Genomic DNA, 10,181 nt, shown 5'->3' with positions numbered 1-10,181 from the left:
CGCCTACCGCCCCTCCTCTCCGCCCCGCCCCCCACCCCCCCCCCCCCCCCCCCCCCCCCCCCCCCCCCCCCCCCCCCCCCCCCCCCCCCCCCGACACATTAGCCTCGCCCCGTCGCGGTTCCCCGCCGAGCGGCGAGTGGCAGGCGCGCGGGGCGAGCCCGTAGATTGTGACGGGGCCGGTGTGAAGAGTCCGGCGGGAGCGGACGCTGGACGAGGAGGTGCTTGCGGGTGCCCGAGAGCTCCGCCTCCCTCGACCGGGTGACCGGGTTGCCCGGTCGCGCGGTGCTGGAAGCCGAGCTGACCCGGCTGCTGGCGGCGGAAACCGGTCCCCAGGTCGTGGTGCTGCTGGTGGGCCTCGACGGGTTCGCCGTGGTGCGCGACGGCCTCGGGTTCGACGCGGCCGAAGAGCTCCTCGCCGGGGTGGCCCGAACGCTCGAGGACGTCTTCCGCGACCACCGGGCGGTGCTCGCGCTGCTGCCCGGTGACGTGTTCGCCGTCGCGCTGACCGGCGAACACGGCGAAGTGTCGGTGGGAGAGCTCGCGGAGTCGGCGATCACCGCACTGGGCCGTCCGTCCTATGTAGACGGAGTTGGGGTCGGGGTCAGTGCGAGCGTGGGTGTTTTCCTCGTCGACGTCCGGAAGGCGCTCGCGCCGGAGGCGATCCGGTCGGCGCAGGTCGCGCTGCGCCGCGCGAAGGAGCTCGGCCGGACCCGGTGGGTGCTGTTCGACCCGGTGGCCGGGCACGCGGACGCCGAGCGGTACCGCCTCGCGTGCGGCATCGCGGGCGCGCTGGCCTCGGGCGAGATGGCGGTCGGCTACCGGCCGCACATCGTGCTCCCGGACGGCGCGATCATCACCTCGCTCAACGCCGTGCTGCGCTGGCGCCACCCCGAGCTCGGCGAGCTGCGGCCCGAGGAGTTCTACCCGCTCGCCGAGACGACCGGCATGACGGTGGCGCTCGGCCGGCACCTGCTGGCCGAGAGCCTGCGCGCCGCCGGCGACTGGCGGGCCCGGTTCGGCGACGACGCGCCCATGGTGTGCCTGACCCTGCCGCGGCGGATGGCGATCGACGGCGACCTCGTGCGCCTCGTCGGCCAGGAGCTCGACCGCAACGGCCTCCGGCACCGGCACCTCATGCTGTGCACGGACGGAGCGTCCCTGCTCGACGACCGCGGCGACCTGCTCGGCTCCCTCGCCGAACTGGCCGGGGCCGGGGTGGTGTTCATCGTCAACATCACGGGGCTGGCCGAGCTGGAGCTGCTGCCCGCCCTCGAGGTCCCGGCGCCCGCGGTGATGCTGACCGGGGCGATCATCGACGCACTGGAGGTCGACGACCCGCCACGGCAGGCCGTGCGAGCCGTCCGCCAGGTGGTCGAGCGCGCCGAGGAGCTCGGAATCAAGGTCGGCGCCCGCGGCGTGCTCTCCGAGGCGCACGCGGAGCTGCTGTTCGGCATCGGGGTGGTGGTCGCCTCCGGGCCGTACCTGCCCACGTACTCGACGGCCGCGGAAGCCGAGACGTGGGTGGGCCGCGTCTTCCCGATGGGCTGACCGGGGCTCAGGCGATCAGCTCCGCGAACCGCTCGGGACTGACGTTCCCGCCGCCGATGATCACCCCGACCCGGCCGGACGCGGCCACCCGGCCGTCGAGCAGTGCGGCCAGGCCGGTCGCGCCGCTGGGCTCGAGGACGAGCTTGAGGCGTTCGAAGGCGAACCGCATCGCCTCGCGGACGGCGTTGTCGGAGACCAGCGCGATGTCGTCGACCAGGGTGCGGTTGATCGAGAAGGTCAGCTCGCCCGGGATCGAAGCGGCCTGGCCGTCGGCGATGGTCCGCGGGACGGGGATCGAGACGCGTTCGCCCGCTTCGAGGGAGCGCTTGGTGTCGTCCCCCTCCGCGGGTTCGACGCCGATGACGCGGATGCCGGGCTGCAGGGCTTTCGCGGCGGTCGAGCTGCCCGCGATGAGGCCGCCGCCGCCGACCGGGACGACCAGGGTGTCCACCGGTCCGGCGTCCTCGAGCAGCTCCAGCGCCGCGGTGCCCTGGCCGGCGATGACGTGCGGGTGTTCGTAGGGCGGGATCAGCGCCAGGCCCCGTTCGGCCGCCAGTGCCTCGCCGAGCGCGACCCGGTCGCCGGTGTACCGGTCGTAGGTGACGATCTCGGCGCCGTACCCCCTGGTGGCGTCCACTTTGGACTTCGGGGTGTCCTCCGGGACGAGGATGACCGCGCTGCTGCCGAGTTCGCGGGCGGCGAGCGCGACGGCTTGGGCGTGGTTGCCCGAGGAGTACGCGGCGATCCCCTTGGCCAGCTGCTCCGGTGAGAGCCGGGACGCGGCGTTGTACGCGCCGCGGAACTTGAAGGCCCCGATGCGCTGGAGGTTCTCGCACTTCAGCAGGACTTCGGCGCCGACGAGGTCGTCGAGGGTGCGGGAGCGCACGGCCGGGGTCCGGTGGGCGACCCCGGCCAGCCGGGCGGCGGCGTCGCGGATGTCGTCGAGGGTCACGGGCGGGGTCATGGTGCTCCTTCGGCGCGGATTTCGGCGAGGTAGGTGTAGGCGGAGGCGCGGGAGATGCCGATCCGGGCGGCGACCTGCGGCACCGCCCGCCGGACGGCGAAAACGCCGCGCCGGTGCAGGCTGCGGAAGAGGTCGAGGCGTTCCTCGCGGCTCAGCGCGGCCCACGGCTTGCTCAGGCGCAGCTGGTGTTCGTCGACGATCGCGTCCACCACGGCGTCGACGTCGTCGCCGAACGTCGTGGTCGGCGCTTCCGCGGCCGTCCCGACGTCGGCCAGCTCATCGACCAGGGTCCGCAGCTGCCCCAGGGCCGTCACGTCGAGGTTGACGCACAGGGCGCCGAACACCGCGCCGCCGCTGTCGCGGACCAGCATCGTCGAGGACTTCACGAGTTTCCCGGACGCGGTGCGGGTGACGTAGTTCAGCTGGTCCTCGGCGGTGTCGCCCTGGGCCAGCAGGCCCATGCCGATTTCGCTCATCGCCCCGCCGACCCCGCGTTCGGTGACCGACCCGGCGATCGCCACCACCGAGGCCTCCGGACGGCGGAAGTCGTGGACGACGACTTCGCAGAACGAGCCCAGGGTCGCGGCGATGCCGTCGGCCACCGGAGCGAGCGCGGCGAGGATGGCGTCGCGCTCAGACATCGCGCACCCGGGCGAGCGCTTCGACCTCGACCACGCCGCCGTAGGGCAGCGACGCGGCCCCGACACAGCTGCGAGCCGGTCGCGGCTCGGCGAAGAAGTCTTCGTAGACGCGGTTGAGGCCGTCCCGGTCGGCGATGTCGGTCAGGTAGGCGACGACCTTCACCACGTCCGCGCGGCTCGCCCCCACCGACCTCAGGGCGGCGTCGAGGTTGGCGAACGCCTGGGCGCACTCGGCGGTGAACCCGCCGGGCGCCAGCGCGCCGGTCGCGGTCACGCCGAGCCGGCCGGACACCGTGACGAGGTCACCGCTGCGAAACGCGGCGGGGTAAGGGTGCTCGTTGCTCACCAGACTGACTGTATAGGACCTGGACGAACAGTCCAGATGATGCGCGTCACCCCTTGGCGGCGCGCCCGAGGCGGATCGCCGAGACGAGGAAGAAGATGCCGCCGAGCACGGCGTAACCGGCCACAGTGGACAGTGACGGGTTCGCCCCCGACGCGCCGATGACGAAGTTGGCCCCGGCCAGCACGGAAATGCCGCCGCTGAGGATCATCGGCCACTGGCCGCCCATCTTGCGCCGGGTGACCCCCACGACCAGCTGGACCAGCCCGGCGACGATCGCCCAGGCGCCCCACACCCGCAGCACCGCCGGGATGCCGGAAGTGGCGGCGACACCCACGCCGATGGTGGCCAGCAGGCTGATCGCCATGTTCACGTACAGGCCGCGAACCGGGCTCCCGCCGCCGGCCGAGCGAGCGTCCACGACGGCCGAACCGAGGTCGAACAGCGGGTACACGACGACCAGGGCGACGCCGAGCGCCCCCAGCCCCGACTTGGTCGTCAGGAACACCAGGACCGCCCACACGATGGCGAACGCGAACCGCACGAAGTACAACCGGCGCAGAGCCGGTGCGAGCCCACCGACGGCGGGCGAGTCGACAGTAGTCATCATGATCCCCTTCAGAGCTGCGGGGAGTTTTCCCCGACGAGACAGAACGTTCTACCTCGACTCAGCTTGGCGACCCAGCCGCACGCTGTCAAGACAGAACGTTCTATCCAAAGTCTTACGCGCGAAAGCCGCTCGGGGACGACGACTGCTACTCGGCCGCGGAGTCGAGCCGGAACTGCAGGATTCCGTCGACACCCTGCAGGAACGTGTCGCAGACCTCGGCCGGGTCCGCCAGGCAGCCCGACGCCATCGCGCCGTCCCGCAGCATCACGAAGTGCCGCCCCGCCAGCTCCGGCGGCGTCTCGCCGACCTGCGCGAGCAGATCCGTGACCAACCCGCGGAACCACTCGCGGTGGGCGAGCACGGCCTGGTGCACCGGGTGCACGGGATCCGCGTACTCCGCCACGGCGTTGAGGAAGGCGCAGCCGCGGAAGTGCGCCGACCGGATGCCGTCGGTGATCGACCGGGCGATCGCCCGCACGGCCTCGACCGCGGGCAGGTCGCCGGCGAGCGCCTTCTCGAAGCCGTCGCGCTCCATCGCCGAGACACCCTGGAGGTAGGCGAGGACGAGGTCTTCCTTGCCGGGGAAATGCCGGTACAGCGTCGCGCGCGTGACCTTCGCCTCCGCGACGATCCGGTCGATCCCGACGGAGTGCAGACCCTCCGCGTAGAAGAGCCGGGTGGCCGTCGCGAGCAGCCTCGACCGCGCTTCCGACACCTGACCACGAGTGCTGTCCACCATCCGCTCGAGTTTAACAGAGAGAACGGTCGGTATCTCCGGTCTCGATCACTGCGCGGGCACGAGCGGGACGTCGAGGAGGCGCCGATCGCCGTCGATGCCGTGCGCCAGCGCGGCCGCCACGTCTTCGTGCGGCGTGCCCGGCCGAACGGCGCTGACCTCGTCGAGCAGCCGGTGGTGCTCGTCGGCGAGCTCGACGTCCAGCGCGTCGAGGTAGCCCGCCAGGTGCTCCGGGGTGCGAGGCCCCACGATGGGCACCAGCGAGGTCCGCGCCTCGGCGGCGCGCCGGCGCAGCCAGGCCAGGGCCACCTGGACCGGGCCCGTCCCCGCCTTTTCGGCGACCGCCAGGACCGCGTCGAGCACGGCCGAGCCCTCGGCTTCCCTCCCGGCCCGGCCGCTGAGCCGCCCCCGCTCACCGCGCCGGTACTTGCCGGTCAGCAGCCCGCCGGCGAGCGGGGAGTACAGGACGACACCGAGCCCGTGGGCCTCGGCCATCGGCAGGAGCTCCCGCTCCGCGGACCGCTCGGCCAGGCTGTACTCGGTCTGGATGCCCACCAGCGACGGGTGCCCGCCGAGCTCCGACCGGACCGCGGCGCCGGCGACCCGCCAGGCCGGGAAGTTCGACAGCCCGCCGTAGCGGATCTTGCCCGCCCGGACGAGGTCGTCGAAGCCGGCCAGGATCTCCGGCACCGGGGTGACCCCGTCGGGGAAGTGCGGCATGAAGACATCGACGTGGTCGGTCTTCAAGCGCCGCAGGCTGGCCTCCAGCGAGCGGACCATGGTCCGGCGGCTGTTGCCGGTGGTGCCCGGCCGGACGTCCCGCCGGCTTCCGCCGTACTTGGTGATCAGCACGAAGTCGTCGCGCTCGCGGCCGAGCAGCTCACCCAGGACGGTCTCGGCCTCGCCGTCCTGGTAGATGTCCGAGACGTCGAAGGTGGTGCCGCTCGCCACGCCCGCGGCGGATGGCGCCGAGCCGAAGTTCGCCACGCCCAGCACGTACTCTGAAGCCCGCAGTCCGATCTGACGTCCGAAAACCTGGTAGCGCAAGGAAGTCTCCCGACAGGACGAGCGGTGAGGTGCGGTCGGGACCTGGACGCCCGCCGGCGGCAGATCCTCGACGCCGCGCGCGCCCGCTTCGCCACGCACGGCTTCGCCCGGACGTCCATGACCGACCTCGTCGAGGCCTCCGGCCTCTTCGTCGGCGCGATCTACCGGTACTTCAAGGGCAAGGACGAGATCGTCACCGCCATCTGCGAGCAGGCGAGCCAGGCGCTCCCCACCGAGCTGACAGCGGCGTCCGCGCACGGGTTCCTCGAGCACATCCGCACCATGGCGCGCGAAGAGGACCACGCCCGGCTGGTCGCGCAGATCTACGCCGAAGCCGCCGTCTCCCCGCCGCTCGCCGCGCTCGTCCGCCGGCAGCTCGACGCCCTGCGCGGCGCGGTCGCCGGGCTCCTGCCCGAGCGTGAGCCGGCTGAAGCGGCGCGGATCGCCGAAGCCTTCGTGGCCTTATGCGACGGTTATTCCCAGCAGCTCGCCGTGCGCGGCGACCTCGACCCGGCGCCGTTCGCCGCGGCGCTCGTGGCGGTCATCGGGGTGTGAGCGGACCTCACCGCCGGTTCGCGCAGGTGATGCAGATCCGCGTCGCCGGGAGTGCGGTGAGCCGGCCTTCGGCGATCGGGCCGCCGCAGCGTTCGCAGATCTCGTAGACCCCCGCGCGAACGCGCTCGGCCGCCTGCCCGAGCGCCGCGAGGTCGTCCTGGGCCTGCCGCAGCAGCGCCTGGACCTGCGCCCGTTCGAAGGCGATCGTGGCGCCTTCCGGGTCGTGCTCGTCGTCGGCGCTGGTGAACTCCGACGCCGCCACGATCTCGTCCCGCTGCCGGGTCAGCGCTGCAGCCAGCCGCGCGGTCTCGGCCCGCGCCCGCTCGATCAGCTCGCTCGCGACGCGGTCATCCATGACCGACGTCGTCCGCCGGCGCCAGGAAACCCAGCAGGGACAACGCGGACGGCGCCGGCAGCGGCCCGTTCGCCGGGTGGGCGCGGAACGCCTCGAGCAGGTACGCCACCAGGCGCCGGGACGCCGCGGCGTCTTCGGGCAGGGCGGTCACGAGCCCGCCGTGCGCCAGGAAGACCACCGCCAGATCGGACGGGCGGAAGTCGGCCCGCAGCTCCCCCGCCGCCTGTGCCCGGCGGATGAGGGCCACGAGGCCTTGCTCGGCCTGGCCGCGCGACCGCGCGTGCGCCGATGCGGCGTCCGGGAAGGCGGCGAGGAACGCGGCCGGAAACCCGCGTTCTTCGCGCTGCAGCTCACAAATCGTCTCGACGAGCCGCCGGAACCCGTGCCACGGATCGGGATCGGCGAGCGCCTCGGCGAAGGCGTGGGTGCAGGTCTCCATCTGCCGGGTGAACGCGGCCCGCACCAAGGCGTCCCGGGCCGGGAAACGCCGGTACAGGGTCGCGACCCCGACCCCGGCGCGGCGGGCCACGGTCGCCATCGGCGCGTCGATCCCGCGCTCGGCGAAGACCGCGCGGGCGGCGACGAGAATGCGCTCCTGGTTGCGCCGGGCGTCCACTCGCAACTCGTCGCGGGCCGGTATCCGAGAAGAAGCCCCTGGCATTGTCTCTCACCTCGAAAGAACCAGATGATCTCGTCCATTTGCCAGCCTACGCTCGCGATCACCGACCAAGACGAGAGCGAGCTCCCACGATGCAGGCAGTGCTTTTCGACCGTTACGGCGACCCCGGCGTGCTCTACGTCGGCCAGGTGCCGCGGCCTTCCCCGGCGCCGGGCGAAGTCCTGGTGCGGGTGCGCGCGTTCAGCGTCAACGGCGGTGAGCTCGCCGCCCGCGCCGGCCGGGTCCGCCTGCTCACCGGCCGGAAGTTCCCCCAGTGCGTGGGGCTCGACCTGACCGGCGAAGTGGCGGCGCTCGGCACCGGGACGACGGGGTTCGCCGTCGGCGATCGGGTGTGGGGCGTCCTGGCCCGCACCTCGGGCTTCGGCAGCGCCGCGGAGTACGTCACGGTGTCCGCCCGGCGGCTGGGCTTGGTTCCCGATGGGCTCGATCTGGTGGATGCAGCGGCCCTCCCGGTGGCGACCACGGCGGTGACGGCGTTGCGGGAAAAGGCCGCGCTGCGCCCGGGCGAACGGCTGCTGGTCCGGGGCGCGGCGGGCGGCGTCGGCAACGCGGCCGTCCAGCTCGGTCACGCTTACGGCGCCGAGGTCACGGCTTTGGCGCGCGCCGCCAACCTCGGCTTCGTCCGCGAGCTCGGCGCCACCCGGGTCTTCGACCACCGGACCGTCGAGCCCGCGGAGCTGGGCCGGTTCGACGTCGTCCTGGACACCGCGGGCACCGGCCTGCCGACCTTCCGCCGGCTGCTGGCACCGGGCGGCCGCATGGTCACCATCGCCTTCGACCTGACCCGGCCGGTGAGCTCGCTGGGCTACATCGCGGCGAGCACGGCCCACGGGCGCGGCCGCGTCCGCGCGTTCAGCGGCAACCCCCGCCGGACGGAGCTGGACGACCTCGCCCGCCACGTGACCGAGGGAAAACTCCGCCCGGCCGTCGACAAGGTGTTTTCCCTGGCGGAGACGGCGGACGCGCACCGCGCGCTGGAAGCCGGTGGTGTGCGGGGGAAGTACGTGGTCCGGGTCGGGTAGGCCGGGTCACTTCGTCTGGACGGCACCGCAGACCACGCTGGAATGGATTTTGTCGCCGTGCTTCCGCCGCCCGGAACTGCAAGCCGGGAAGCGGACAACCCGGCGACCGTCAGTGTTGCGGCGAGCATGGCTTTGTGGTGCGAGAGTTCATCGATCCCGCCTTCCGGCGTGGCGGATGAAGTACCCCGACAGCAGGGGAATCACCGATCCGGCCGGTGGCGCTCGACAAGGTACCCGGCCAGGACCAGCCCGAGGCTGGGCAACGTGTACTTGAGCTGCGGCCAGGTGTCTTCGCCGGGTGGGTCGACGCTGGCGGTTCCCGGGTAGAGCCCGGCGGAGAGCTGAGTGACTCCGTACATGCTCGCGATCATCGCCGCGCTTTGCACTGACGCACGTGACCGGCCCGGTTTCCACAAGTGGTACAGGGCCGCCAGGGACAGCGCGGCGCCCATGCTCATCGTCTGGGCGTTGTGGAACTTGGCGTGCGGCGGCCAGGCCGGGTTGTGGATGTGCGTCTTGTTCCAGTCGGCAACGTACGAACCGACCATCGTCCCCACCGCGGACAGCGAGATGAGCACCTTGCCGAGCGGGACCTTCCCGAGGCCGGGCATCACGCCCGCCACGCCCGCGCCCGGTGGGCGGCCTCCGCCGCGTCCGGGGGCGCGGTCGGGTAGACGTCGGCTTCGAAGAACCGGGCGAACGGCAGTGTTGCCAACGTTTCCGCCGCACCGTTCTCGTCCGCGGCGATGACCTCGACGAACGTGGCCCGCCGGGCGGGGGAAACGTAGTGGGCGCCGACCCTCCCCTCCGCGCGCAGCACCGCCAACTGCTTCTGTTCGTCGTCGCGCAGGGCGGCGAACTCCGCCATGTCCGTGTCGGCACGCAGGACTCCGACCACCATGAACGTCTGCGCCGCGGGCGCGTCCGGGGTTGCTGGCATGGGCTTGCCTCTCCAAAGTGATGTCACTGGGTGACATCACCGTAGCGATGTCACTCAGTGACGTCAACTCAGACGGCGGTCCGCAGCGTGGTGAGAACGTCGTCGACGACCTGGTCCATCCCGACGTCGTCGCCGGCATCGAGCCAGCGGTCGTACGCGGTGCGGCACAGCGCGATTCCGACGTCGGCGGCCAGGCGCGCGGTGGCGTCCTCGAAACCGTGCCGCAGCAGCACTTCGGCGAGCGCGAGCCGGATCGTCTCGTACTTGATCAGCTGACGCTCCAGCAACTCCGGGTTGGCGGCGATCACGGCGCCGCGCTCACGCTGCATCGCGCGCGGCGCCAATGCGTCCCAGTCGTAACCGGCGACGGCGGACGCGATCATCCGCAGCGGCATCAGGTCGCCGTCCGCGGCGGCGATCGCCTCGACGATCGCGGTTTCGGGAATCCCGGTCGCCGCGCCGGAGAAGAGGACCTCGCGTTTGTCGGCGAAGTGCCGGAAGAACGTCCGCCTCGTGACGCCGGCGCGCGCGGCGATCTCGGTCGCGGTCGTCTTTTCGAATCCCTGCTCGGCGAAGAGCTCAAGAGCAGCCTGCTGCATGCGCTCCTTGCTGCCCGGTTCCCAGCGCGGCATGGCCGGACTATACCCGGCGGGCGGGGGGGGGGGGGGGGGGGGGGGGGGGGGGGGGGGGGGGGGGGGGGGGGGGGGGGGGGGGGGGGGGGGGGGGGGGGGGGGGGGGGGG

General features: G+C 72.7%; 14 protein-coding genes. 3 read left to right on the top strand and 11 right to left on the bottom strand.

Annotation, left to right across the window (positions count from 1 at the left end):
• Window positions 1–228 precede the first annotated feature (228 nt).
• Window positions 229–1,548: an EAL domain-containing protein gene (locus ACZ63J_RS00070; protein ID WP_465400684.1), complete on the top strand. Its 1,320-nt coding sequence runs from the start codon at window positions 229–231 to the stop codon at window positions 1,546–1,548.
• Between the two features lie 7 nt (window positions 1,549–1,555).
• Here ACZ63J_RS00070 and ACZ63J_RS00065 read toward each other — a convergent pair whose 3' ends face one another.
• The 6 genes from ACZ63J_RS00065 to ACZ63J_RS00040 form a co-directional block, all read right to left on the bottom strand.
• Window positions 1,556–2,512: a pyridoxal-phosphate dependent enzyme gene (locus tag ACZ63J_RS00065; RefSeq protein ID WP_465400685.1), complete on the bottom strand. Its 957-nt coding sequence runs from the start codon at window positions 2,510–2,512 to the stop codon at window positions 1,556–1,558.
• On the bottom strand, window positions 2,509–3,153 hold the full coding sequence (locus tag ACZ63J_RS00060; RefSeq protein WP_465400686.1) for a helix-turn-helix transcriptional regulator: 645 nt from the start codon (window positions 3,151–3,153) through the stop codon (window positions 2,509–2,511). The genes ACZ63J_RS00065 and ACZ63J_RS00060 overlap by 4 nt, the downstream gene beginning before the upstream one ends.
• Complete coding sequence (locus ACZ63J_RS00055; protein WP_465400687.1) at window positions 3,146–3,499, bottom strand: RidA family protein; 354 nt, start codon at window positions 3,497–3,499, stop codon at window positions 3,146–3,148. The genes ACZ63J_RS00060 and ACZ63J_RS00055 overlap by 8 nt, the downstream gene beginning before the upstream one ends.
• Before the next feature lie 46 nt (window positions 3,500–3,545).
• Complete coding sequence (locus ACZ63J_RS00050) at window positions 3,546–4,103, bottom strand: hypothetical protein (RefSeq protein ID WP_465400688.1); 558 nt, start codon at window positions 4,101–4,103, stop codon at window positions 3,546–3,548.
• A 148-nt stretch (window positions 4,104–4,251) separates the two neighbouring features.
• Complete coding sequence (locus ACZ63J_RS00045; protein ID WP_465400699.1) at window positions 4,252–4,821, bottom strand: TetR/AcrR family transcriptional regulator; 570 nt, start codon at window positions 4,819–4,821, stop codon at window positions 4,252–4,254.
• Between the two features lie 69 nt (window positions 4,822–4,890).
• Window positions 4,891–5,889: an aldo/keto reductase gene (locus ACZ63J_RS00040; protein ID WP_465400689.1), complete on the bottom strand. Its 999-nt coding sequence runs from the start codon at window positions 5,887–5,889 to the stop codon at window positions 4,891–4,893.
• Window positions 5,890–5,913: 24 nt separating this feature from the next.
• Between ACZ63J_RS00040 and ACZ63J_RS00035 the strand changes: the two genes are divergently transcribed.
• Window positions 5,914–6,444, top strand: a complete 531-nt coding sequence (locus ACZ63J_RS00035) for a TetR/AcrR family transcriptional regulator (RefSeq protein WP_465400690.1) — start codon at window positions 5,914–5,916, stop codon at window positions 6,442–6,444.
• Between the two features lie 7 nt (window positions 6,445–6,451).
• On the opposite strand, the gene ACZ63J_RS00030 is transcribed toward ACZ63J_RS00035, so the two are convergent.
• Complete coding sequence (locus ACZ63J_RS00030) at window positions 6,452–6,799, bottom strand: TraR/DksA family transcriptional regulator (protein ID WP_465314451.1); 348 nt, start codon at window positions 6,797–6,799, stop codon at window positions 6,452–6,454.
• Window positions 6,792–7,415, bottom strand: a complete 624-nt coding sequence (locus tag ACZ63J_RS00025; protein WP_465400691.1) for a TetR/AcrR family transcriptional regulator — start codon at window positions 7,413–7,415, stop codon at window positions 6,792–6,794. Before ACZ63J_RS00025 ends, ACZ63J_RS00030 begins: the two co-directional genes overlap by 8 nt.
• A 134-nt stretch (window positions 7,416–7,549) precedes the next feature.
• Between ACZ63J_RS00025 and ACZ63J_RS00020 the strand changes: the two genes are divergently transcribed.
• Window positions 7,550–8,500: an NAD(P)-dependent alcohol dehydrogenase gene (locus ACZ63J_RS00020; RefSeq protein ID WP_465400692.1), complete on the top strand. Its 951-nt coding sequence runs from the start codon at window positions 7,550–7,552 to the stop codon at window positions 8,498–8,500.
• Window positions 8,501–8,700: 200 nt separating this feature from the next.
• On the opposite strand, the gene ACZ63J_RS00015 is transcribed toward ACZ63J_RS00020, so the two are convergent.
• The 3 genes from ACZ63J_RS00015 to ACZ63J_RS00005 form a co-directional block, all read right to left on the bottom strand.
• On the bottom strand, window positions 8,701–9,111 hold the full coding sequence (locus ACZ63J_RS00015) for a DUF6640 family protein (protein ID WP_465400693.1): 411 nt from the start codon (window positions 9,109–9,111) through the stop codon (window positions 8,701–8,703).
• On the bottom strand, window positions 9,111–9,440 hold the full coding sequence (locus ACZ63J_RS00010) for a hypothetical protein (protein WP_465400694.1): 330 nt from the start codon (window positions 9,438–9,440) through the stop codon (window positions 9,111–9,113). The genes ACZ63J_RS00015 and ACZ63J_RS00010 overlap by 1 nt, the downstream gene beginning before the upstream one ends.
• A gap of 68 nt (window positions 9,441–9,508) precedes the next feature.
• A complete protein-coding gene (locus ACZ63J_RS00005; protein WP_465400695.1) occupies window positions 9,509–10,072 on the bottom strand; it encodes a TetR family transcriptional regulator in 564 nt (187 codons plus the stop codon).
• Window positions 10,073–10,181 lie beyond the last annotated feature (109 nt).

It is taken from the genome of Amycolatopsis sp. NPDC104863, from assembly GCF_055582965.1.
Note: the sequence above shows the minus strand (reverse complement) of the source record. Positions and strands in the feature narration are given on the sequence as shown.